Origin of the sequence: Pseudomonas sp. Sample_16, assembly GCF_004307665.1 — a bacterium.
Taxonomy (GTDB): domain Bacteria; phylum Pseudomonadota; class Gammaproteobacteria; order Pseudomonadales; family Pseudomonadaceae; genus Aquipseudomonas.
In genome coordinates this window covers 48,293-72,296 of the sequence record NZ_RCOB01000021.1, presented here as the reverse complement: position 1 = coordinate 72,296, position 24,004 = coordinate 48,293, and the positions used below count along the sequence as shown (strand labels likewise).

The window sequence follows — 24,004 nt, the reverse complement described above, 5'->3', positions numbered from 1 at the left end:
CAGGGGCTGAATTGGGTATGTACAAGGCAAGAGCCACAAGCCATTACGGTCAAAGCTCAATTTATTAAGAGTCCCACACGAAAGGCGGATGACCGTCGGTACAGGGATTGGGGTAGTTGCAGTTTTTGAGCCTTGAGAGATGAGAGCACGACGTATCCGAGACGGGTAGTTCTGTGAATCAACTGCGAGAGGATCAAATTCATGAAGCTCAGAAAACTTGTACTGACGGGATTGGCGTTGAGCAGTCTGGCAGCAGGCGCCAGCCTGTCGACAGTGATTCAAGCTGCCGATCAGAAACCCAATATCGTATTCATCATGGCCGACGACATCGGCTGGATGCAGCCGAGCATCTATCACCAGGGTCTGGCGGTCGGTGAGACGCCGAACATCGATCGCATCGCCCAGGAAGGTGCGAAGTTCATGACCTACTATGCCGAGCAGAGTTGTACGGCAGGACGTAACGCTTTCTTTACCGGGATGCACCCGCTGCGTACCGGGATGATTCCGCCGCAACTGCCCGGCAGTCCGTCCTGGCTGCGGCCAGGCACACCTGCACTGTCGAAGTTTTTGCTGGACCTGGGCTATACAACCGGTGAGTTCGGCAAGAATCACCTCGGTGATAACTTCGAAGCACTGCCCACATCCCATGGTTTCCAGGAGTTCTGGGGTTATCTCTATCACCTCGACGCGATGCAGGGCGTGAGTTTTGTCGACATCAACAAGACGCCGCAAGTGCAGGGCATCGCACCACCGTGCAAGGCCACACCGATCAATGGGCTGCCGGACGTGCCTGGCGCGATCGATCCGCGGGAAGGCACCTGCCTGACGCCACCTCGTCCGGTCATGTCTTGCGTTTCCAGTGATGGTACGCAGAAGAACACCACGTGCAAGGACGAAGGTCCGCTGACGCTGGAACGCTCGAAGTCCGTGGATGAAGAAATCTCCGCCAAGGTCATCGACTTCCTCGACCGCAACGATCCGAAGAAAACCAACAAACCTTTCTTCGTCTGGTACAACCCGGCGCGCATGCACATCACCACGGTGCTGCCACCCAAGTACGACGCCATGGTCGGTGAGCCCGGTGGAAAAGACTGGGGCACCAACGAAGCCGGCATGAAGCAACTCGATGACAACATTGGGTATGTCCTGAAGAAACTCGAGGACATGGGCCAGTTGGACAACACCATCGTCGTCTTCACCACCGATAACGGTGCGGAAACCATTACCTTTCCGGACGGCGGCACAACCCCGTTCAAGGGCGGCAAGTTGACCACCTGGGAGGGAGGCATGCGCGCGCCACTGGTCATTCGCTGGCCTGGAAAAATCAAACCCGGCACCGTCCTGACTGACATCTTTGCCTCACTCGACTGGGTACCGACGCTGGTCAATATCGCTGGCGGCAAGAAGGGCAATGAACTCAACGAGCAAATCATGGCGGGCAGCTACCCGGGCATCGTCAAGACCAAGCTCGATGGGGTGGACCAGACTGACTACCTGACGGGGAAAACCGACAAATCGGCGCGCGATACATTCTTCTACTACACCGGTTCGCAACCTTCGGCGGTGCGCTACAAGAACTGGAAGATGTACTACACCATGGTGCCGGATACCGCGACAGGCGGTTTGTATGGCGCGACCACGTTCCACTGGACCCAACTGCTCAACCTCAAGCGCGACCCGTTTGAAACAACGGTCGGCGCTGACGCGAAGTCCATAACCGGTTATGGCGGCGCCTTGGGCTCCCCTGGCAATGCCTATGTCTACAACTGGAACATGTTGCCGATCGGGCAGTTGCTCTGGGAGAAGGAGCTGATGTCGTACCAGGACTTCCCGCCCATGCAGGCGCCGGAAACCTACAACCTGGACGGCATTCTCAAGGCCATGAAGCAGAAGGGTCATAACGGACACGATTAACGCTGTGATCAGTCAGTTGCCATAAACGACGGGCGCCTCTTACAGGCGCCCGTTTTTTTCAGCCAGGAACGACACCGTTCACCGAGCCGCTTGTGCGATATCCCCGCAAAAAAGATCGACGCTGCCATCCTTGCGAAATCCACGTATGAGCAAACGCCTCCCGCTGAGCTGAAAAAATCGCACTAGACTCCTTCGTGCGCCTTGAATCGTACGGGCTCATGCAACAAGGGGGGATGATTCTGTATGCAGTACCTGGGCTAATTACACGGTGGTCAATGCACCATGGACCCATGCAGTTGTGCACTTATCACCGGCCAACATTGTGAAACTACGAGGTTGCTGGAATGGATAAGCTATCGAATCGTTTCAAGTTGTCTGTCGTGTTTGTTGCACTGTTGTCATTGAACGGGCTTGCCCACGCTGCTCAAACAGAAAAAACCAATATCCTGTTCATCGTTTCCGATGACACTGGCTACGGCGATCTGGGGCCGTACGGAGGTGGGATTGGACGCGGCATGCCCACGCCGAAAATCGATGAGTTGGCGGCAGAAGGTGTGACCTTTTACTCCTTCTATGCGCAGCCGAGTTGCACACCCGGCCGGGCGGCCATGCAAACCGGGCGCATCCCCAATCGCAGCGGCATGACCACCGTGGCGTTTCAAGGGCAGGGCGGTGGCTTGCCAGCCGCCGAATGGACGCTGGCATCCGTGTTGAAGACCGGCGGCTATGACACCTACTTCACCGGCAAATGGCACTTGGGCGAAGCCGACTACGCACTGCCCAATGCCCAGGGCTATGACGTGATGAAGTACGTCGGCCTGTACCATCTCAATGCCTATACCTACGCCGACCCCACGTGGTTCCCCGACATGGATCCGGAGACCCGTGAGATGTTCCAGAAGGTGACCAAAGGCGCGCTGTCCGGCAAGGCCGGCGAAAAAGCGGTAGAGGAATTCAAGGTCAATGGCCAATACGTGGACACGCCGGTGGTCGACGGTAAACCCGGCGTGGTCGGCATTCCGTTCTTTGATAACTACGTCGAAAAAGCTGCCCTTGAGTTTCTCGACACGGCGGCCAAATCCGACAAGCCGTTTTTCATCAACGTTAACTTCATGAAAGTGCACCAACCGAACTTGCCGGCACCGGAGTTCGTTCATAAGTCGATGTCCAAATCCAAGTATGCCGATTCGGTTGTCGAACTCGATACCCATATTGGCCGCATCATGGACAAGCTCAAGGCGCTGGGCCTGGATAAGAACACGCTGGTGGTTTACACCACTGACAACGGGGCCTGGCAGGACGTTTACCCGGATGCTGGCTACACGCCGTTCCGCGGCACCAAGGGCACCGTGCGTGAGGGTGGGAACCGCGTACCGGCGATTGCCGTCTGGCCAGACAAGATCAAGCCGAACACGAAAAATCACGAGATCCTCGGCGGCCTGGATTTGATGGCGACGTTCGCCGCTGTGGCTGGCGTGAAACTGCCAGAGAAAGATCGCGAGGGGCAGCCGATCATCTTCGACAGCTACGACATGACGCCAGTACTCACCGGCAGTGCACCTTCGCCGCGCAAGGAGTGGTTCTACTTTACCGAGAATGAACTGTCCCCAGGCGCGGCGCGTGTCGGCAACTACAAAGCGGTATTCAACCTGCGAGGCGACGATGGCGCACAAACAGGGGGGCTGGCCGTGGACTCGAACCTGGGCTGGAAAGGCGCACAAAAATACGTAGCCACCGTGCCGCAGGTGTTTGACTTGTGGCAAGACCCGCAAGAGCGCTATGACCTGTTCATGAACAACTTCACCGAGCGGACCTGGACCATGGTGCCGATCTCGGCAGCGATCATGAAACTGATGAAAACCTACGTTGACTACCCACCACGCAAGTTGCAAAGCATGGGTTACGACGGGCCGATGGAATTGTCGCAGTACCAGAAATTCCAATACGTGCGTGATGCGTTGAAGAAAGAAGGGATCAACTTGTCGCTGCCAAACGGCAATTGATTAACCTGCAGCAAAAGTGGCGATCTCATCCGAGATCGCCACGGGCGGCCAGTGCCGCGGATTGGTAATCACAGGTCGAGTCAAAAGCTACGCGGCTGTTTCACAATTTGCCTGCTCACTCATCTTCCCGCTCGCCAAAGCATTGAAGAAGGGCTGTGTAATCTGGATAAAAGGCGTCCTGGTCCGGCGTAATCAACGCTTTATCCTTTCCTTCCTCATCTCCCCTGATCGGGTTGCCAAGTACCGTACTGACTTGGGTCAGGCCTACCATCACGGCGTTCAGGTTGGCAGCAAATTTTCTTACACGCATTTTTGTTTTTCTCCACAGGACTGAAGACTGCAGGTCAGTAGTTCGCTGACTCTGCATGCCTTCGAATAACGGGGGTTGCTCTGTGAAGAAGATATTATTGACGGTGTGGCTTCCGATCTTGCATTGGGCGACAGCATTTTTTCATTTCATGACAGGTCTTTACCGCTGGTCCGGGCTTTTGAACAGCGTAATAGCGGCTCGCAAGTCGCGAGTCGATTCTCAGTTGGTATCTGCGACGCAACTGTGATGCACCCGGCAAATGCTCCTGCGCTCTCGGATGTTGTTCTTGTAGGACAACGAAACAACCGCCGTCCGGCCGTCCACATTAAAAGAAATCAATTTCGTAGCCGAATCGTGAGGCGGCGTTGACGATGTGCTGGCCCATGATCTGGCGTGCCGCCGCCGCATTGCGGTCGGTCATCGCCTGCACAAGGTCTTCATGCTCACCGCGTGCCGCATGCGGAATATTGCTGAACACCGGGCCCCGCCGTGCGAAGTTCATGGTGATCAGAGCCCGCATCGGCTCGAGCACGGTACGAATCATCGTCTCCAGATAGTCGTTGCCCGATGCTGCGGCCACAGCTCGATGGAAGTCGAGGTCGGCATTGACCGTCTCCAGCGTCGGTTCGCCTTCATATTGCATCCGCAGAACGGCAGCCTGGATCGTTTTCAGCTTGTGTGGGGTCATGTGCGACGCCGCGAGTGCAGCGGCCTGGCTTTCCAGTACGGCGCGCACTTCGAACATATTGCGGATCGTATTATCGCCGTCCAGCAACGGCGCGCGCTCGCGCTGAGGTGAAGGCTGCGGCGAGTGTGCCGCGGCCGAGACAAAGACGCCAACGCCCTGGCGCGACTGGATCAGCCCTTGAGCACGAAGCGTCGCGATCCCTTCGCGAACGACATTCCTGCTGACGCCGAAGTTCTGCGAGAGAAATTGTTCCGTCGGCAAACGGTCTCCCGGCCGCAGGCGCCCAGAAGCGATCTCGTCGCTCAACGAGCGGGCAATGTGCTCGGCAAGATGAGGTCGCCGCGCGACGGGTTGCACATTCATTTCACTCATGCTCATTCATCCCTTTCACTTGTCTTCTTAATCTACATGAGAAGACTTGTTCCAGACAGTAACAACTGAAATACGCCAACGACATCAATCATTAATGCCAATTAAAACAATAAGTTATGTTGTTTTTTGTGAGTGCGTGTGAAAAAGCGATAGTTGTTCAGTTGAGGGACAACAGGACGTCATATACGTTGTTCTCAACCCTGACGCGGACGAACTCCGAAACTCGCCGCGCCACTCTTGCAACCTGCCCGAGGCGCAGCCATATGAAAATTGCCAGCATTGAAACCATTCCGCTTCGAATTCCCTTTACCACGGGGGGCAAATCGGCCGGGGGCGTATGGGGCCCGAAAGATCTTCAGATGGTCGATTCCCTCGTGGTTAAGGTCACCACGGATGACGGTATCGTCGGCTGGGGTGAAACCTTCGGCTTCACCGCAATACCAGCAGTGAAAATCGTGATCGACACAATCCTCGCGCCTGAGCTGATCGGCGCGGATATCACGCGACGCGAGAAATTGCAGGGCGACTTGCAGAGGAAGTTTCACGTCTTCGGTCGCAGTGGTGCGTTCATTTATGGCTTGTCGGCGATTGATATCGCCTTGTGGGATATCGCCGGCAAAGCGGCCGGTCAACCGATTTTCCAACTGCTGGGGGGCAGCGAGGCCACTTCGCTGGCGGCGTACGCAAGCTTGATCCGCTATGCCGACCCTGAGCTGATCAGGATCAATGTGCAGCGTGCGGTGAACAGCGGTTTCCGTCATCTGAAATTGCATGAGGTGGATGCCGATGTCATCCGCGCCGCGTGCGAAGCCGCAGGCCCTGGCGTGGAAGTGACCCTCGACGTGAACGCCCCGTGGACGGTGCGCGAAGCGCTCGATATGACCGAGAAACTTCGCCCGTTGAACCTGCGCTGGATCGAAGAACCGGTGTGGCCACCGGAAGATTATTCGGGGCTGGCGAGGGTTCGTCAGCACGGCGGCATCCCGGTTGCGGCCGGTGAGAATGCTTCGACGCTGATGGACTTCCAGCATCTGCTGGAGGCTGGCGCGGTCGACTTCATTCAGCCGAGCCCGGCAAAAATGGGTGGCATCACCGAACTGCAAAAAGTTTATGCGCTGGCCAATGCCCACGGCGTCACGGTAATGGTCCACGCCTTCTATGACGGCCCCGGCCTGCTGGCCGCCGTGCATGGCAGTGCCGCTCTCGGCGGTGCGAAGTCACTGGTCGAATGGCGTTACTTCGATCTCGAAGCGCAACTCTATGGCGACGCCATTATTCCGCGTAACGGCCGCATCGACGTGCCGCAGGGGCCGGGGCTCGGAATCGAACCGGACCAGGACGTCATCCGCGACTATCGCTTCAAACCCTGATCGCAAAGACCGCCAGGTCATTGCCACGATGGATCGACGCTCATACGGCTGTAGCCGTGTCGGCCTCGATCAGTCACGACGACATTCTTGATAAAAACAAATACGAGGATTGAGCACATGTTAGACAGAATCGTAGGGCCGATTTTGCCCGTCGCCTTTGTGATCGCGCTCGGCTATATCGCCGGCAAGCGCGGGCGGCTCACCCATTCGGACAGCCTGCTGATCAGCCGGCTGGTGCTGGGCTGGATATTCCCGGCGCTGCTGTTTGTCGGGATGGCGAGCACGCCTCGTGAACAGCTGTTCGACTTCAAATTTGTCGTGGCGACGTTTATCGGCATCATGGGCATGTACACCATAGCGCTGGCGATCGGCTGGTTCACCACGCGCAACCTCAAGGTTGCGACGCTCAAGGGCTTCGTCAACGGTTATCCGGATGCAGCGTTCATGGGCATTCCCATCCTCGCGACGATGTACGGCGCCGGGAGCATTTATTCAGTGCTCGTGCTGAACCTGGTTGCGAGCCTGGTAATGATCCCGCTGACCACCATGCTGCTCACCATCGCCGATGGAAAAGGTAGCGGCACCCAGGCGTTCGTATCGAGCCTCTCGGGAGCGGTACGCCGTCCGCTGATGTGGGCGCCAGCCCTTGGCATCCTGATCTCGCTGCTGCAGTTCAAACTGCCGCCAATTGCTGCGGAGTCACTCAATCTGCTCGGCAAGGCGACGCCTGGGGTGTCACTGTTGTGCCTGGGACTGATCATGTCCTCCGAAAAGCTGAAGATGTCGGGTGAAGTCTGGGGCAATCTTGGGCTCAAACTGCTCATTCACCCGGTGTTGATGTTCGCTGCCACTGTGATGCTGGGCACCCATGGACTCTACGCCCAACAGATGATCCTGCTCTGCGCGCTTCCGTCGGCGACGATCCCGGCGATGTTCGCCAACCAGACCGGCGCCTATCAGAGTGAAGCCGCGACTTCCATCCTGGTCAGTACGGTGCTGTCGATCGTGACGTTTTCTTTCGCCATCTACCTGATTGATGGTGGGCTGGCCGCAACCTGATTTGGGTGTTGGGCCGATACACCGACTCGCGAGAACACCAGCCAGACAAAAAGCAGCACGCTGCAGCCAATCAGCACCGAGGCGATGGCAATCAACGGCTCCACTGCGGCGAAGCCCTTGAGGCGCAGGGTCAATGCGCCGAGCATGACCGGCACGCCGACGTTGTAGGTCCACAATTGCGCTGCAGCAATGCGTCCTTCAGTCATTGAGGGGTGCATCGCACCGATGAGCCCGAACAGGGCCATTGACACCCATCCCAACAAATTGACATGGGCATGTACCGCGAAGAGCGAGTGGTCGCCGGTTGCGCCCATTGTCACACCCATCAACACGCCAAAGGCAAAATAGAGAGCAGCCAGCCGAAACCAGGTCCGCGAACGGGGATTGAAATTCATGACACTCACCTCATGCGCGCCTGAGGCGCGCTCAGTTGCCGGATATCGATGTGAAGTCGTTCTGCCCGGCGCAGCGGTCGTGCCGTGCTCGGGGTTGTTGGCATATCCCGTGCCTTCTGCCTATTATGAGACTCTAGTCTCATGAATAGACGGAGTATCATTTATTCCATGCCGAAACCGAAGTCAAGCCCGTCCGTCAGCGACATCGATTCCCAAGGCCGCGCCAACCAGAAACACCGCACGCGCCAAGCGCTGATCGATGCCGCCATTGCCATGCGCGACGAGGGCCATAACCCGACAGTCGCACAGGTGGCCGAGCGCGCAATGGTCTCGCGCGCCACGGCCTATCGCTATTTTCCTTCCATGGAGGCCCTGATCAGTGAGACCGCGGCCGATCGTGAGATGAAGCCGCTGGAGCATTTCTGGCAGCCGGGAGACGATCCGGTGAAGGCCGTCGGGCTTGCGGCGATCGCGTTGAACAAACTGTTGATCGAGGACGAAATCGGCCTGCACGTGATGGAGCGTTCTTTCATGACCGTGTGGCTGGAAAGTGAGACGCACGAGCCGTTAAGGCCAGGCCGGCGGATGAGCTACATCGAGCCGATCGTCGACTCACTCAAGGACACGCTTTCACCCCGGGCACGCAAACGACTGAAGCAGGCGCTGTCGATCGTCATGGGCACCGAGGCGATGATTGCCGTGCGTGATATCAGCGGTGCAAGCATCGAGGAATCACTCGACTGCGCCGCTTGGGCGGCGAGGGCGCTGGTGCGTCAGGCGCTGGTGGAAGGCGAGCAGGCGCGACAAAAGCGCAGGGCCGATCCTGCGATCAGGCCTGAATCCTCAATCGTCAAAGGCCGTGGGTAGTCTTGAAGGCGCCAATCCGCTGATTGTTGCCAGTTCGCCTATGCTCATATTCCGCCTGGCAAAACCATTGACCTTGAAGTTGACTTCAAACCTGAAGTGATTGGGCGGCGAAGCAGTGCAGATGCAACAGGACACGATGCCGATCGTGACCTCCATTTCATACAGGAGATGCGAGCATGGGTTATGTGACGACGCAGGACGGTGTTGAGATCTTTTACAAAGACTGGGGGCCACGTGATGCCCAGGTGCTGTTCTTTCACCACGGATGGCCACTCAGTGCGGATGACTGGGATGCGCAGATGCTGTTTTTCCTGGCAAACGGCTACCGGGTCATTGCACACGACCGGCGCGGCCATGGGCGATCCACACAGGTTTGGGACGGGCACGATATGGATCACTATGCCGACGATGTCGCGGCCGTGGTCGACCATCTTGGGGTGCAAGGCGCTGTCCATGTAGGACACTCCACCGGCGGTGGCGAAGTCATCCACTACATCGCGCGCCATGGCGAAGACCGTGTGTCGAAGGCCGCAATCATCGGCGCCGTACCACCGTTGATGGTTCAGACCCCAGGCAATCCTGGAGGCTTGCCGAAGTCGGTTTTCGATGACTTGCAGGCGCAACTGACCGCCAATCGCGCGCAGTTCTACCATGACGTTCCAGCAGGACCTTTCTACGGTTACAACCGCCCGGGTGCAACACCGTCCGAGGGCATCATTCGCAACTGGTGGCGCCAAGGCATGATGGGCTGTGCGAAGGCGCATTACGACGGAATCGTAGCCTTCTCCCAGACCGACTTTACCGACGATCTCAAGAGCATCACGATACCGGTGCTGGTGATGCACGGTGATGACGACCAGATCGTGCCCTACGAAAACTCCGGGCTCCTGTCGGCCAAACTATTGCAGAACAGCACCCTGAAAATTTACTCGGGCTACCCGCACGGAATGCCTACCACCCACGCCGATGCAATCAATGCTGATTTGCTGGCGTTCGTAAAAGGCTAGGCGAAGGGCGGGGCGGGTGGAAAACCTGCCCCGGCCTCTTGTGGAGTTGAAATCGAGGGTGTTCGGATTTTGATTGAATGTCCGGGGCTCAAGGGCAATCAACGCCTTGGCAGCATACGGGTCAATGTGTTGTCGCCCACGTAGTAATGATGAAACAACCCCGCCGCCGCATGCAGGCCGATCAGCCAATAACCGGCGCTGCCGAGCAGTTCGTGCCATTGCTTCAATTGCTTGGCCAGGTCAGGATCGACCGCCACCGGTGCTGGCAGGAAAAAACCGAAATACGGCATCGGTTTGCCGCCTGCTGCCAGCATCAGCCAGGCTAGCAATGGCGTGGCGATCATCAGGACATACAGCGCCAGATGCATCAGGTGAGAAATAGCGGTTTGCCAGGCGGGCAACGCTGGCGTGATGGGTGGGCGTGGTGTCAGTCGCCCGAGCAGACGGACCCAGACCAGGGCAAAGATGGCAAGACCGAACAGCCCGTGCAACCCGAGAAACAAACCCTTTAAAGGGTTGCCCCGTGGCAACAATCCCTTGGTTTCGATGCAAACGTATACGCCGACGAAAAGCGCCAGCATCAGCCAGTGCAAAGTGATCGACAGCCTTGTGTAGCGTTGTGTTGTTTTATCGCCAGTCATTTTTGGCCTCATGCAGGTAATAAACTGTCAACTCGTTTGAACAGCGTGGGTTCGGCTATCGAGCCGACGGCTGTCACACTGCCCGCCAAGCCTTAAGGCAATCTGAAGACGATTTTGGTCAAACCTTTTTCACCTTCAGACTTCGTTAAGAAATGCGTTTGATACTTCTCCCAAATTGATCCGGGGGAGGTGTCTTTCAATGTCCGATTTCAACTGGAATGTTCAGTTGCCGCTGCATTTCGGCCAAGCCGAAACGCCGCAGATGCGTCTGGTCAGAGCACTGCCCGACGACCCGCAACGGTGCACCTTCGAAAGTTTCATCCAGCAACGTTTTCGCCAGGCCCATGGTGCCGACATTCGCCATTTCATGCCGCAATTGTTTGGCATGAGCGATGCGCTCGGCGCGCTGCATGCGGTGGTGGGTGTACGTCTGGCAAGCGACGGACCGCTGTTTCTCGAGGGTTATCTGGATGAAGCGATTGATCCGCTGATCAGTGCTGCCGCGGATCAGGCCATAGACCGTTCGGGTATCGTCGAGGTGGGCAATCTGGCGGCCAGCAGCACAGGAAGTGCTCGGCTGAGCATTATCGCGATGACTTATCTGCTGGCCATGGGTGGTCTTGAGTGGGTGGCATTTACTGGAAACCTGGGGCTGGTAAACAGTTTTCATCGCTTGGGTTTGAAGCCAGTGACGCTGTGTGCCGCCGACCCTGCGCGGCTGGGCGAGGACCGCCACGCCTGGGGCAGTTACTACGAAAGCAAACCTTGGGTCCACGTTGGCAACATTCGGGCCGGGTTCGTTCATTTAAGCAACACAGGTCTGTTTAGCCGCTTGGGCTTGCCAACGTCCATGGAGGGGGCCTGCCATGTCGCCTGAAGTGGAACGCTTCAAACTGACCCTGCGCAACCATGCCGAGCGAAAATCCAATACCACCGCGCTATGGGACGATCAGCAAAAGCTGGACTATGCCACGCTGTATGCAGAGGTTATTCATCGCCAGCAGCGCTTGCGCGATGAGCATGTCAAAGTGCTTGCATTGGCACTGGGCAATGGCATCGACGCCATGCTCTGGGACTTGGCCGCCTTGTTTGAAGGCTTGACCTGTGTGGCCTTGCCGCCGTTTTTCAGCCCGGCGCAACGGCAACATTGCCTGGAACAAAGCCAGGCCGAACGGGTGATCGCCGAGCCTTCATTGCAAGAGGAGCTGCAAGCAGCGGGCTACCAGAAGAGTGGCGAGTTCTGGTGTCGCGCTTTCAACAGCCCGAGCCATTTGCCTGAGGGCACTGCCAAACTGACGTTCACATCGGGCACGACAGGTACCCCCAAAGGTGTGTGCTTGAGTGCCGAGAGTATTCTGCGGGTCACCCGCGAATTGGACCAAGCCAGCAAGCCTACCGATCCGCAACACCACCTGGCCCTGCTGCCGTTGGCCATTTTGCTGGAAAACATTGGTTGTTATGCCGCGTTGTACGCGGGTGCCACCTTGAGTCTGCCAAGCCAGGAGTCACTGGGTATTCAAGGCGCCAGCGGTGTGAATGTACCGCTGCTGCTGGGATGCCTGGCCAGTCGATGCCCTCACAGTCTGATCCTGGTGCCACAGCTGCTGCTAATGCTGGTCAGCGCTGCCGAGCAGAAAGCCTTTGATCCCCGGCATTTGCGTTTTGCCGCCGTGGGAGGGGCCCGGGTTTGCGAAGACTTGCTGCGGCGTGCCGAGCGTGTGGGCATTGCGGTCTACGAAGGTTACGGGTTGTCGGAATGTGCGTCGGTGGTATGTCTCAATCGTCCGCAAGCACGGCGTCTCGGCAGTGTCGGGCGGCCATTGTCCCATGTGCAGATTTGCCTGGCCGACGATGGCGAAGTGTTGATCAAGGGTGCGACCCTGCTGGGCTATCTGGGGGACGCACCGAATACCGCCCAGTGGTGGCCCAGCGGTGATCTCGGTGAGTTCGACGCCGACGGGTTTCTATACATCAAGGGCCGCAAGAAGCATCAATTCGTCACCAGTTTCGGGCGCAATGTGAACCCCGAATGGGTCGAGGCCGAATTGACCCAGCGCCGCCATATCGCCCAGGCCTTCGTCTACGGCGAAGCCATGCCACGCAACCATGCGCTGCTCTGGCCCCATCATCCCGACTGCACTGACGAACAACTGGCCGCCGCCGTGGCCCAGGCCAACGAGGCTTTGCCCGATTACGCCCGGGTCCACCACTGGACTCGCCTTAACCAACCGTTCACCGCCACCAATGGCTTGCTGACAGCCAATGGTCGACCCCGCCGGGACGCCATCGTCGAGCGTTACCGGGCGCAACTGAGCGAATCTGCATTTTCCGAGGAATCCGCGCCATGAGTTTTTTTGAAACCCTGCAAGAAGCCACTCACCAAGAACGCTTGACGTTGTTCAACCTGCCGATCATTCGCAATGCGTTGCAGGGCAACGTCAGCCTCGAAAGCTACCGGGCCTTTCTGACGCAGGCCTATTACCACGTGCGTCATACCGTGCCGTTGATGATGGCCTGCGGTGCACGCCTGCCATTGCGCCTGGAATGGCTGCGTGAAGCGGTGTGCGAATACATCGAAGATGAGTACGGTCATGAAAAATGGATACTCGATGACATCGAGGCTTGTGGCGGTGACAGGGATGCCGTGCGCGACGGCCGCCCGTCCTTGCCTATCGAATTGATGGTCGGTTTCCTTTACGACCTGATTGCCCGAGACAACCCGGTAGGACTGTTCGGCATGGTCAATGTGCTTGAAGGCACCAGCATTGCCCTGGCCACCCACGCCGCCAGCAGCATTCGCGAACGCCTGGACCTGCCGGAAAGCGCCTTCAGCTACCTCAGTTCCCACGGCTCTCTGGATATCGAGCACATGCAGACCTACCGGCGACTGATGGACACCCTGGATGATCCGGATGACCAGGCCGCCGTCATTCATGCATCGAAAGTGGTCTATAAGCTATACGCCGACATGTTCCGTGGCTTGCCGGGCGACGGGGAGAACCGCCATGCGCCTGTCTGAAGCTCGAGTCGTGTTGACCGGTGCCAGCGGTGGCATCGGCCTGGCCATCGCTACCGCCCTGTGTGCCAGTGGTGCCCATGTGCTGGCGGTGGCTCGACATAGGGAGCCGTTGGATGCGTTGCTTAAACGCTACCCGAATAATCTGTGCTGGGTAGGCGCCGATCTGACCGTCGCCGCCGAGCGCCGGGAGGTACAGGCAGAAGCCGAAAGCATGGGCGGCATCAACTTGTTGATCAATGCCGCCGGCGTCAATCATTTCGCCATGCTCGAACAACTCGATGACAACGAGATCAACGCGATGTTGGCGGTGAACATCAGCGCGCCGATCTGTCTGACCAAAATCCTGCTGCCGATGCTCAAGCAAGCTGACAGCGCCATGGTGGTAAACGTCGGTTCGACCTATGGCTCCATTGGCTACGCCGGATACGCCAATTATTGCGCCAGCAAGTTTGCCCTGCGCGGATTTTCCGAAGCCCTGCGCCGGGAGCTGGCCGACACGCGGGTCAGCGTCCTCTACGTTGCCCCGCGAGCCACCCGCACCAGCATGAACAGTCCGGCAGCCCAGGCGCTGAACGATGCGCTCAAGGCCAATGTCGACGATCCGCGTACCGTGGCGACCGCGGTGATTCATGCCATTGCCGGTGACCGTCGCGACTTGTACCTGGGATGGCCGGAACGTTTTTTCGTGCACCTCAACAGTTTGCTACCGCACCTGGTGGACCGTGGCTTGCGCAAGCAATTGCCGCTGATCCGCCGCTTGAGCCAGAAAACAGACCAGGAGAATCTCAAACCATGAAATACATCATCGCATGCCTGCTGCTTGGCGCCTTCAGCCAGGGCGCCTGGGCGCTGGACGCTGCCGATCAGCAGCGCCTGAACGATATCCAGCAAAGCTGGGCACATATTCAGTACGAAGTGCCGGAAGGGCAGCGAACCGCCGCGTTCGAAAAGCTCGCTGCACAAGCCTCACGCTTCACTCAGGAGCGCCAATCGGTTGCTGAAGCGTGGATTTGGTCCGGCATCGTCACCAGCAGTTGGGCCGGTGCCCAGGGAGGGCTGGGGGCGCTGGGCAAGGTCAAGGAAGCCAGGGCCGATCTGGAAAAGGCACTGGCGATTGACCCCAAAGCGCTGCAGGGCTCAGCCTACACCAGCCTCGGCGCGCTGTATGATCGTGTACCGGGATGGCCCATCGGTTTTGGCGACTCGGACAAGGCCGGGGAGTTACTCGAACTGGCCCTGCGCATGAACCCAAATGGTATCGATAGCCTGTACTTCTGGGGTGATCACCTCTACCGTCAAAAGCGTTACGTTGAAGCCAAGGCTGCGCTACAAAAAGCACTGCTGGCGGCGCCTAGACCCGGACGCGAAACCGCCGATGCCGGGCGTCGCAAGGAGATCGAAGCACTGTTAGTGGACATAAACAAGAAACTTGGCTGACAGGAGTCCATGTGCGTTTATTACTGATAGAGGATGACGTGGCCCTCGGCGAGGGGATATCTCAATCCCTGGGTCGCGAGGGTTACACCGTCGACTGGTTGCAGGACGGCAGCAGCGCACTGCATTCGCTGCTCAGCGAAACCTTCGATCTGGTGGTGCTCGACCTCGGCCTGCCGCGCATGGACGGTCTGCAGGTATTGCGGCGTTTGCGTGACAGTGGCTCCAACCTGCCGGTGCTGATCCTTACCGCGCGCGATGCCACCGAAGACCGTATCGCCGGGCTGGATGCCGGGGCCGATGATTACCTGATCAAGCCTTTTGACCTGGCGGAATTGAAAGCCCGCCTGCGTGCGCTTTTGCGCAGAAGCGCCGGGCGCGCGCAATCGACGATCGAGCACGCGGGCATCAGCCTTAATCCCGGCACTCAGCAAGTCAGCTATAAGGGCGAGCCCGTGGCCCTGACGCCCAAGGAATACCAACTGCTGCACGAACTGCTTTCGCCGCCCGGGCGGGTGATGACTCGCGACCATTTGATGCAACTGCTGTACGGCTGGAGCGAGGAAGCCGAAAGCAACACGCTGGAAGTTCACATCCATCATTTGCGCAAGAAATTCTCCACCGACCTGATCCGCACCATCCGTGGTGTCGGTTATCTGGTGGAGGAGCGTGGATGACTTCGATCAGGCGGCGCACCCTGACGCTGATCATCGGCCTGATGCTGGCCGGCCTGGCCGTGATCAGCCTGCTCAACCTGCACGACAGCAACCACGAAATCGCCGAAGTCTATGACGCACAACTGGCCCAGAACGCCCGGCTGCTGCAAGGCGTGATGCGCATGCCCATGACCGGCAAAGAACATGCTGATTTGTACCAGGCTTTCAATCAGGCCCTGAGCGAAGCGGTGCCAAGGGTCGACGGCCATCCCTACGAGACGAAGATTGCCTTTCAAGTCTGGAACGCCAGTAACGAAGTACTGGTACACACCGCTAGCGCGCCGTCTTTCAACCCACCGCCAAGGACGCCAGGCTTCAGCGATGTCGTCGACTTGAGCAATCGCCGCTGGCGTGCCTTTCTGCTCGAAGACAAGCAAAACGGTTTGCGCATCTGGGTAGGCGAGAGAGACGACGTCCGCTCGGACCTGGTCGACCGAATTGTGCGCCATACGTTGTGGCCCAATATTCTGGGAAGCCTGATGCTGGCTGCCATGATCTGGTTGGCCATTGGCTGGGGCTTGCAGCCGCTGGTCAACATGGCCGCGACATTACGGGCCAGGCACCCTGGCTCGCTCGAGCCCTTGCAATTTACGCCGTTGCCCACGGAGCTTGAACCCATGCAGGCAGCGCTCAACCGAATGCTCGCGCAGATTCAGGAAGTGCTGGGGCGTGAGCGACGATTTGTCGCTGACGCCGCCCACGAAATGCGCACACCACTGGCCGTGCTCAGGGTCCATGCGCAGAACCTACTGGAGGCAGGGAGCGAAGCTGATCGTCGCACCTCACTTGAACACCTCATCGCTGGCGTGGACCGTACCAGTCGGCTGGTCAATCAATTGCTCACGATGGCCCGCATCGAACCCCAGGCAGGCACGCAAACACCCGCGCCGATCGATCTGGTTGCCACCGTTCGTGAGAGCCTTGTTCAGTTGACGCCCTGGTTGTTGAGCAAGGAGCTCGAACTGGTTTTCGATGTCACCGCCGACATACAGCCTGTGAGAGTAGACCCCGCTGTCATTGATATTGCCTTGAACAACCTGGTCACCAATGCGGCGAATTTCTCCCCGCTGCATGGCGTGATCACGGTGAGGCTGAGCAAAAAGGACAATCGCTACGAACTCAGCGTCGAAGACGAGGGGCCGGGAATCAATGAAGAAGATCGCGAGCGACTTTTCGAGCGTTTTTACAGTCGCGGAAACGACCAGGGTGCAGGTTTGGGGCTGGCTATCGTTCAGACGATTGCGGAACGCTTGGGAGGGCAAATCAGATTAGAGAATCGTATCCCTGCAGGACTGCGCGCTACATTGGAGATTTGTCGTTTCTGACCCGGCCTTTCATGTTTCGATGGCCGATTTCTCTCCGGTGCGGTGCGAACCCTTGGGCTTGAGCGAACAATGCGGGCGTCGTCTTCCGACACCCAAGCTTCCAGCGTGTCGGCAGAGACGGCGGTGCTGGAGCCAAAGCTGATCGACCCGCAGCACCTGCAACCAGGCTGGGATTACTTCATTTTCGCCAGCATGGCCACGGCGACTGCCTTGGCCGACTGTGGGTTCTGGCCGGAAATGACTTCGCGATCCTCGACCACGTTCTCGCTCCATGGCTTGGCTTCGGAGAAGTTCGCACCGGCTGCCGTCAGGCCATCCTGCGGGAACAGTTTCATATGGCCGCCACCGAGGAAACCTTTGGCCTGCTCTTCTTCCGCGTCGGTGAAGGCGGTGACTTTGTAGCCCTTGTAAATCCAGTTGGCTGGCGCTGCCGGCTGCTTGCCCGATTCCAGCGCAGAGACAAAACCGCGGGCGTCCGGGATCGCCGACAACATGGCTATGGTGCCATGGCAGGTGAAGCCGGTGACTTTGCCTTTTTCATGGAAGTTGGTCAGCAGTTGGCCCAGTTGCTTGTCCTTGAGCAGATCCTGCATCGGGACATGGCCGCCAGGCACGAATACGGCATCGAACTTGTCGTAGCCGATTTTCTGAACCTGCGCGAAGCTGATTGCCGGCGAGTCGCTCTTCGAGGTCAGCTTCAGCGTGGCCAGCAGTGCGAGACTTTCCTGACGGGCCTTTTCATCGCCGCCCCAGAAGTTCACATCATTGGATTTCTCGTCTGCCGTTGGCGCCTTGCCGCTAGGGGTGGCAAATACAACGGTTTGACCCGCGGCAATGAAAGTCTGCACCGGTTGCATTAATTCGTTCAGGAAGAAACCTGTCTGCATGACCTTACCGTCTTTCAGGTCCAGTTGAGCCTGATCCGACAGGACAACCAATACCGTGCCGGCATTGGCATAGTTGGTGGCAGCGGCGAGCAGGGCGGCAATAATGGTTTTTTTCACGGGATGCTCCAGCAGGGATGGTTTGATGGAGCCATCTTATTGCTAGATCTGGCGATGGTAGAGACCAATAATTGAATTTCACTTATTACATTGAGTAATCAATTGTAGGAAACGTTGGCGCCGAAAATCAGTGCTGGGTTGTGTTGGCCGTCGCAGTAATGGCAGCTTCAACCTATTCGCAAATGAAATGAACAGCAGGAGGGGGCGAAAAACATTGATATGCACGCGTAGACAATACATTTTTCAATTGTTTCGATCTCGAGCAGGCTAGCTCCTGCGGGCGCGCTGTTTGGCGTTTTAAACGTCGTTGTGGGTTTGTGTTTAAGCGTCCTCAGGCTTTCTTCCAGAAAGCCACAAAACCTTGCGCCGTTGCCTACGGTTACGCCAGAATCCGCCGGCTTGTGCGTCTTGGGGCTGCTCGGTAACTTGATTCGCGTCACTGCACATCAGTGATCGGGTTTCGCAGCCCGGTAATCTCTAGGCGCACATCGTCTACCGTCCCTGAGCAGATCGTCAGGTCTGCCTCTCATGTCATGGCGGCTGTGCGTGGGAGACCTTCGGGTCTGCCAAGTTCCTAGAGTCCTGGTCTGCGAACCCGCGTACAGTTGCCACCTAATTTTCGTTTCGCAGCGAATGGTGTCAGCTCCATTTCTCTAGGAGTTTCATCATGATCAAACCGACGCCCAATCCCCCGGAAAACGATCCAGTTTCCCCCTACGAATCCGACTCGAAAAAGCTCAACGACGCCGCCGAGCGGGACGAATTTATTATTCTAAAAATAGATCTGTCCCCTTTTTCATTTTTTTCATTCTGACCACCGATTGCCTCGGAATTCACCAGCACCATACTCGGCAGAGAACGGGTAAAAGTGGACGGTCGCCTACTCTGGCAACTGAGCAAATCACAGCCTTGATCAGCTCAGTCGCTCATACCGGAGGTAACCATGGGAATCGGTTCCCATGCATGAGAAGCCTGCTCTCTGGTACATGAGTGCGGCTGGATTATCGGGTCGCACGCTTAAACGCAGATAAGCAAATCCATTTTGCTTAGCGGTGGCCGCGTAAGCGTTGAGCAGCGATAGGCCAACGCCGTTCCGCCTGTAGACCTGGCTGACGTTGATGGTGCAGAGCTCCGCGTAATCTTGTTCGGGTGTCCACAACGAGTAACCGGCAAACTGCTCGTCAATGATCGCAACCGTCAATCGATCGAAGTTTTCAACCCATCGAGTGAGGTGACGCTCCAACTGTAGCCGCCAGGTATCTTCGTGAGTGGGCTCCCAAGACCGAATGTAGTCCTGCTCTCCCCGGTATATCGAAGGAAGATCGGTCACGTGGGCTTGCCTCAAAATGAGGGTCATCTGAACGCCTCCTGCGTGTTGAGCATGGGGATTTACCGCGTGATATGACGCGGAAGTCCGGCTTTGTGATGTTCGGGGTTATCGACCGCTTTCAAGTGGTAGTGACGGCAAAAATCACGTTCAACTTACGACCACCGCACAGAAAGGGAGCAGGCTTAACGTGCGTCCCTTTCTGTGCTGTTTGCAGCGCGGCGCATCCCGGCGCCTAGATAACTCAGAAGCTGTACTTGGCGGTCAGCATCAAATTGCGCGGGGCACCGTAGCTGTCGCCACCATAGCTAACGGAGTTGGAGATGGAGGAGTAGTACTTGCGGTCGAAAATATTGTTGGCATTGAGTTGCAGGTCTAGGTTCTGGTTGACCTGGTAACCGGTCATCAGATCGGTAACGGCGTAGGCACCCTGCTTGAGCCGGTAGCTGCTGCCATCGAGCAACTCGATGTCGTTGTACATACGGCTCTGCCAGGAGACGTTGCCGCCGACGCGCAGTTTCTCCAGCTGGCCTTGGAAGCGGTAGGTGGTGGCCAGCTTGAACAGGTGCTCAGGGGTATCGGTGTCAAAGCGCTGGTTCACGGTCTGCGGGTTGGCGTCATCCTTGATGGTGTGCACGCGGGCGTAGGTATAGCCACCGCCGATCTGCCAATTTTCGGTAAGAGCGCCTTGCAATTCAAAGTCGATGCCCTGGCTGCGAATCTCGCCTGAGGCCTCATAGCAGGAAGACTGTGGGCAGTTTTCCACGAACACCTGCACTGCGCGGTTTTCCTGGTCGACACGGAACAAGGCCAGGCTTGCATTCAACGCACCGTCGAAGTATTCGCCTTTGATGCCGACCTCGTAGTTCTTGCCGACGATCGGCTTGACGGGGGTCGCGGAGGTGTCTTTAGAACTCTGTGGAGTGAATATATCGCTGTAGCTGACGTAGACCGAATGATGGTCGTCCAGGTCGTAAATCAAGCCTGCATAACGGGTGACGTTGCGGGTGACCTTGTAGTCTCCATCGCCGTCACGGTTGTCGTAATCATACCAATCCAGACGTCCGCCAAGGATCAGCTTCAGCGGGTCGGCCAGGCTTAGGCGAGTGGTCATGTACACGCCGTCTTGGGTGGTGACTTCGCGGCTATTGTCAGTGTGGACAAAGTTCGGCTTGCCGGCGTTGATCGGCCAGTTGGTGTCGTACGGGTCGTAGTTGTGGGTGGTCATGTCGTAGATGCGCTTGCTGGCACCCACCACCAGCTCGTGTGTCCGCCCGAACGCTTCGAATGGGCCACTGACAAAGGCGTCCACGCCGGCCTGGTTTTCATCGTGGGCCGACTGGTAGACGGTTCGGGCCAGCGTGTTGTTGACCCAGCGCGACTGGTAAGAACCGGTGAACAGCGCGTTCTGTTCAGAGTAGTTGGCGTTGACCTGAAGATTCCAGTCATTGGCCAGGCGCTGACGCACTTCGGCGAAAATGGTGTTGATCTCCTGATCCTTGTTCTCCCAGTCGGTACCCGGGTTGTACGAGCGCGGCAGGTTCAGGTGGTGGCCGTCGAGGCCGATCATCGAGGCGCCCCAGAAGTAGTTGGTCTTGTCTTTCTGGTGGGAGAAACCCAGGGTCAGGGTGGTGTCATCACTCAGGTCTGCTTCAGTGACCGCGTAGAACAGGCCGTGATCTTCCTCGACATCATCAATGAAGCTGTTGGCGTCGCGGTACGAAGTGACTACCCGCCCGCGCAAGGTGCCACTGTCGTTAAGCGGGCTGGAAGCGTCGATCTCGCCACGGTAGTCGTCCCAGCTGCCGGCGGCACCGGTCAAGGTGACCTTCTGCTCGGCGAGGGGCCGCTTGCGTATCAGGTTGATGGCCGCCGAAGGGTTTCCTGCACCGGTGACCAGCCCGGTCGCACCGCGCACAATTTCGACCCGGTCGAACATCGCCAGGTTCGGCTGGGCGCCGACCGTCCAACCTTGGTAGCCACTCGGGATACCGTCATACATGAGGTTATCGATGTCGAAACCACGCGCCGAGTAGGTCTGCCGGCCGGGGCCGCTGGAAAAGTCCAAAAACAGGCCTGGTGTGGCCTTCACCACATCGTTGATGCTGGTCATGGCCTGATCGTCCATGCGTTGCCGGGTGATGACGGTCACCGCCTGAGGGGTCTCACGCATGGTCAGCGGCAGCTTGGTCGCGGTTTGCATGGGGCCAGTGGTGTAGGAGCCGGTACCTTCCGTAGTGCTGCCCAGTTGAGTGGCACCGATTTCGGTGGCGCCGAGCTCTAGAGTGCTGGACGGGGCGGCATTTTCGGACGTTGTCTGAAGCGCTTCTTCCGCTGAGACGGTGGTGATACTGGCCATGCAGATAGCCAGTGCCAACAGGTTAGGAGAAAGGTTCGAACGGCGGTGAATGGTGTGAAACGACATCAATCTGCTTCCCCAAGTGATACAAAACGAATCTGATGCGAGTGCGTGTAAGAACAATTCGCATTAGCATGTCAGATCGAGTGTCTTGAAGAAAGCTTTACGAGTCAGTTAGTTAACAAAATTTTCACATTTGCTGATTTCTATGCGGGCATGAAAAATCCGGGAAGGCCTCCCAAAATGTGTGAGGGGTGCAAGTTAGAGGGTGTAGAGGTTGACTGCTATTGACCGTCCTACAGATTACGTACTGCTGAGTTATACGAAGCATGAAAGCTCCGCCAGACACTTGGGAGTCGAGTTCAATAACGCGAGGTCTGCCTATCCCTGTAAATGGTGATCCCGCAAACGATTCACCAGAGAAAAGCAGAGAAAAGGGGACGAATTTATTATTCTCAAAATAGATCTGTCCCCTTTTTCCTCCCTTTTTCCTACAGCATCAGTTAGCGGATGCCCTCGGCTGGTTCGCCCCCGGGCCATTAGCGGCCCGGAATTTGGCGCGTCACGCTGCCGCACTGGGCAACCCCTTGCGAGACGGTGACCTGGTGGCCAGTGGTAGCTGGACCGGCATCTACTGGGGGTCGGCCGGGGTGCAAGTGGAAGTCGAGTTCGCCGGGGTAGGGCGGGTTGCCTTGTCGACTTGATGCGATTCAACGGCTCTCAACTCTTTACAATCGCTATGCGTCGAATTGCTTCGGGCCAATAGCTTCCTACAGACGTTTAGCAACTCGTCTTGCCTGCGCAATGCCACGGAACCTCATCTTCTAAAAACCAGGTTTCATACGCGAATAGGTCGAAACACCCATCACCAGCATGATGATCAAGACCACGAAGACTTCGCGCTGCAATACTCGCAAGAGTAACTGCCCGACCTTGTGTCTAATCGCTCGTAGCGCTGCAGTCCACATCGAGACCTTCCCGCCGCGCAGTGCCATATTCGTGAAATAAAGCGTGCCCAGGAACACTACCAGCGGACTGACCCAGCGTATCCACGGCGCATGACTGGCCCACGCATATGCCAGGGCTGCGGGCACGGTAGTGGGGAGTACATGGCGCAGCAACAGCAGCCCGGCACCTTGCCTGTACCAACGGCGCGGGAGTAACCGGCGGCTGAGCAGCACATCCAGCGACCCCGCGGACACCGCCACCAGGGACCAGATCTGGTAATCCTTCATCCCCAACCAGATCACGAGCGGTATGAACAGCGGGATGACAAGCAGACCGGCCAGCCCATCCCTTTTTGCAGTTTCGGCAAACACCGAAGGCATAACAATAACCGCCAACGCGAGCCACAGGAAAAGGTACACCCCTCGAAAGCTCTCGGGCGGCAACCAATCCCGCCAGTTGTCCAGTGTTTTTAGCCCGAGACGTTGAGGCAACTCTGGGTACTGGTATTCGATGGATTGCGCAATCTGAGTAAAACGTTGCCAGTCGAGGCTGGTGAGGTAGTCGGCCAATCCACGACGTCGGCTATCGCTCATGGGTTTGAATAGTAAGGCGGCGGCCTGCCCATGAATATTATCGGCGTCGAACCTGGCAAGGTCACGGCGCACGGATTCTTCCATGACCTGCATTTCGCATCGCCGGATCAGGCGATCCCAGCGCCAGTATTCACACGGCAAATTACCCTGGGCTTCGTCCCACCCCATGGCCTGGCAGACGTCGTCGAAAAAGGATGGCGACCATTGCGAGGCAGATTCGAGCCAATCCAATATGCTCTCCTCAAACTGCTGGCGGCGCTCGAAGGGAAGTAGCCAGTCGCTGGCAAGCCAGTGGCGCAAGGCGTCCATTACCTGGCGGTCTTTACCCTCGGCCAACCATTGCTGCATTTGCTCCAGGGACGGTTCTGGAGGACTGACGGTGATCAGGGTGTCGACGGACTCCAAGGGGCTGACCAGTGGGGAGTATTCTGCGGTAGGCGCGATGATGGCTAACGGGGCATCAACGACCTCCTCTTCAATCTGCGCGCGCCAGCGAGCCTCAGCCAGTGAGGTTTCATAGGCTTCACGCAGGCGCTGAAATTCATCGGGATTTTCGTCCGGGCGGTGATTTTTCAACAGCCGCGCATAAGCGCGCTTGATGCTGCGTTCGTCCGCGTCCGGGGTAAGATTGAGCAATTGCCAATGGCTCATGG

23 protein-coding genes are annotated in these 24,004 nt (G+C 57.6%); 15 read left to right on the top strand and 8 right to left on the bottom strand.

Annotated features, from left to right (window positions below; translation table 11 throughout):
- Nucleotides 1-201: 201 nt before the first annotated feature.
- Together D8U69_RS02690 and D8U69_RS02685 are read left to right on the top strand one after the other, a co-directional pair.
- Nucleotides 202-1,914, top strand: a complete 1,713-nt coding sequence (locus D8U69_RS02690) for an arylsulfatase (RefSeq protein WP_177434466.1) — start codon at nt 202-204, stop codon at nt 1,912-1,914.
- Nucleotides 1,915-2,258: 344 nt separating this feature from the next.
- A complete protein-coding gene (locus D8U69_RS02685) occupies nt 2,259-3,917 on the top strand; it encodes an arylsulfatase (protein ID WP_130906633.1) in 1,659 nt (552 codons plus the stop codon).
- A gap of 115 nt (nt 3,918-4,032) precedes the next feature.
- Here D8U69_RS02685 and D8U69_RS02680 read toward each other — a convergent pair whose 3' ends face one another.
- Both D8U69_RS02680 and D8U69_RS02675 read right to left on the bottom strand, forming a co-directional pair.
- Nucleotides 4,033-4,227 carry a hypothetical protein gene (locus tag D8U69_RS02680; protein WP_130904636.1) on the bottom strand — a complete coding sequence of 65 codons (195 nt, stop codon included), beginning with the start codon at nt 4,225-4,227 and terminating at the stop codon, nt 4,033-4,035.
- A 325-nt stretch (nt 4,228-4,552) separates the two neighbouring features.
- Nucleotides 4,553-5,287 (bottom strand): FadR/GntR family transcriptional regulator, encoded by a 735-nt coding sequence (locus D8U69_RS02675; protein WP_056853314.1) that lies wholly within the window; start codon nt 5,285-5,287, stop codon nt 4,553-4,555.
- Between the two features lie 359 nt (nt 5,288-5,646).
- On the opposite strand from D8U69_RS02675, the gene D8U69_RS02670 reads away from it, so the two are divergent.
- Nucleotides 5,647-6,657: a mandelate racemase/muconate lactonizing enzyme family protein gene (locus D8U69_RS02670; RefSeq protein WP_206663060.1), complete on the top strand. Its 1,011-nt coding sequence runs from the start codon at nt 5,647-5,649 to the stop codon at nt 6,655-6,657.
- A gap of 87 nt (nt 6,658-6,744) precedes the next feature.
- The gene (locus tag D8U69_RS02665) at nt 6,745-7,716 is read left to right on the top strand and encodes an AEC family transporter (RefSeq protein ID WP_241667856.1); all 972 of its coding nucleotides are present in this window, start codon (nt 6,745-6,747) and stop codon (nt 7,714-7,716) included.
- Here the strand turns inward: D8U69_RS02665 and D8U69_RS02660 are convergent.
- On the bottom strand, nt 7,683-8,111 hold the full coding sequence (locus D8U69_RS02660; RefSeq protein ID WP_056853317.1) for a hypothetical protein: 429 nt from the start codon (nt 8,109-8,111) through the stop codon (nt 7,683-7,685). The genes D8U69_RS02665 and D8U69_RS02660 overlap by 34 nt on opposite strands.
- 168 nt (nt 8,112-8,279) lie before the next feature.
- Here D8U69_RS02660 and D8U69_RS02655 point away from each other — a divergent pair, with 168 nt between their 5' ends.
- Nucleotides 8,280-8,978, top strand: a complete 699-nt coding sequence (locus D8U69_RS02655) for a TetR/AcrR family transcriptional regulator (RefSeq protein WP_130906631.1) — start codon at nt 8,280-8,282, stop codon at nt 8,976-8,978.
- Between the two features lie 176 nt (nt 8,979-9,154).
- Nucleotides 9,155-9,985: an alpha/beta hydrolase gene (locus D8U69_RS02650; RefSeq protein ID WP_056853319.1), complete on the top strand. Its 831-nt coding sequence runs from the start codon at nt 9,155-9,157 to the stop codon at nt 9,983-9,985.
- 98 nt (nt 9,986-10,083) lie between these two features.
- Here the strand turns inward: D8U69_RS02650 and D8U69_RS02645 are convergent, their stop codons facing one another.
- On the bottom strand, nt 10,084-10,626 hold the full coding sequence (locus tag D8U69_RS02645; RefSeq protein WP_056853320.1) for a cytochrome b: 543 nt from the start codon (nt 10,624-10,626) through the stop codon (nt 10,084-10,086).
- Nucleotides 10,627-10,825: 199 nt separating this feature from the next.
- Here D8U69_RS02645 and D8U69_RS02640 point away from each other — a divergent pair, with 199 nt between their 5' ends.
- From D8U69_RS02640 to D8U69_RS02610, 7 genes are read left to right on the top strand one after another with little or no spacing between them, the layout of a single operon-like run.
- Entirely contained in the window at nt 10,826-11,503 is a 678-nt protein-coding gene (locus tag D8U69_RS02640) for a thermostable hemolysin (RefSeq protein ID WP_130906630.1), read from the top strand.
- Nucleotides 11,493-12,974 carry an AMP-binding protein gene (locus D8U69_RS02635; RefSeq protein ID WP_130906629.1) on the top strand — a complete coding sequence of 494 codons (1,482 nt, stop codon included), beginning with the start codon at nt 11,493-11,495 and terminating at the stop codon, nt 12,972-12,974. The genes D8U69_RS02640 and D8U69_RS02635 overlap by 11 nt, the downstream gene beginning before the upstream one ends.
- Nucleotides 12,971-13,645 (top strand): iron-containing redox enzyme family protein, encoded by a 675-nt coding sequence (locus tag D8U69_RS02630; RefSeq protein ID WP_130904643.1) that lies wholly within the window; start codon nt 12,971-12,973, stop codon nt 13,643-13,645. The genes D8U69_RS02635 and D8U69_RS02630 overlap by 4 nt, the downstream gene beginning before the upstream one ends.
- Nucleotides 13,632-14,441 carry an SDR family oxidoreductase gene (locus D8U69_RS02625; protein ID WP_130904644.1) on the top strand — a complete coding sequence of 270 codons (810 nt, stop codon included), beginning with the start codon at nt 13,632-13,634 and terminating at the stop codon, nt 14,439-14,441. The genes D8U69_RS02630 and D8U69_RS02625 overlap by 14 nt, the downstream gene beginning before the upstream one ends.
- Nucleotides 14,438-15,082, top strand: coding sequence for a tetratricopeptide repeat protein (locus D8U69_RS02620; protein WP_130906628.1), 645 nt, complete (start codon nt 14,438-14,440; stop codon nt 15,080-15,082). The genes D8U69_RS02625 and D8U69_RS02620 overlap by 4 nt, the downstream gene beginning before the upstream one ends.
- An 11-nt stretch (nt 15,083-15,093) precedes the next feature.
- Nucleotides 15,094-15,756, top strand: coding sequence for a response regulator (locus D8U69_RS02615; RefSeq protein WP_056853326.1), 663 nt, complete (start codon nt 15,094-15,096; stop codon nt 15,754-15,756).
- The gene (locus tag D8U69_RS02610; RefSeq protein WP_130906627.1) at nt 15,753-17,120 is read left to right on the top strand and encodes an ATP-binding protein; all 1,368 of its coding nucleotides are present in this window, start codon (nt 15,753-15,755) and stop codon (nt 17,118-17,120) included. Before D8U69_RS02615 ends, D8U69_RS02610 begins: the two co-directional genes overlap by 4 nt.
- A 173-nt stretch (nt 17,121-17,293) precedes the next feature.
- Here the strand turns inward: D8U69_RS02610 and D8U69_RS02605 are convergent, their stop codons facing one another.
- A complete protein-coding gene (locus D8U69_RS02605; RefSeq protein WP_130904647.1) occupies nt 17,294-18,124 on the bottom strand; it encodes a type 1 glutamine amidotransferase domain-containing protein in 831 nt (276 codons plus the stop codon).
- 667 nt (nt 18,125-18,791) lie between these two features.
- Between D8U69_RS02605 and D8U69_RS29410 the strand changes: the two genes are divergently transcribed.
- Nucleotides 18,792-18,938: a hypothetical protein gene (locus D8U69_RS29410; protein WP_177434465.1), complete on the top strand. Its 147-nt coding sequence runs from the start codon at nt 18,792-18,794 to the stop codon at nt 18,936-18,938.
- A gap of 99 nt (nt 18,939-19,037) precedes the next feature.
- On the opposite strand, the gene D8U69_RS02600 is transcribed toward D8U69_RS29410, so the two are convergent.
- Both D8U69_RS02600 and D8U69_RS02595 read right to left on the bottom strand, forming a co-directional pair.
- A complete protein-coding gene (locus D8U69_RS02600; protein WP_130906626.1) occupies nt 19,038-19,481 on the bottom strand; it encodes a GNAT family N-acetyltransferase in 444 nt (147 codons plus the stop codon).
- 214 nt (nt 19,482-19,695) lie between these two features.
- A complete protein-coding gene (locus D8U69_RS02595; RefSeq protein WP_056853330.1) occupies nt 19,696-21,876 on the bottom strand; it encodes a TonB-dependent siderophore receptor in 2,181 nt (726 codons plus the stop codon).
- Nucleotides 21,877-22,364: 488 nt separating this feature from the next.
- Here D8U69_RS02595 and D8U69_RS02590 point away from each other — a divergent pair, with 488 nt between their 5' ends.
- On the top strand, nt 22,365-22,514 hold the full coding sequence (locus D8U69_RS02590) for a hypothetical protein (protein WP_241668513.1): 150 nt from the start codon (nt 22,365-22,367) through the stop codon (nt 22,512-22,514).
- 120 nt (nt 22,515-22,634) lie between these two features.
- Here the strand turns inward: D8U69_RS02590 and D8U69_RS02585 are convergent, their stop codons facing one another.
- A complete protein-coding gene (locus D8U69_RS02585; protein ID WP_130906625.1) occupies nt 22,635-24,002 on the bottom strand; it encodes a J domain-containing protein in 1,368 nt (455 codons plus the stop codon).
- Nucleotides 24,003-24,004 lie beyond the last annotated feature (2 nt).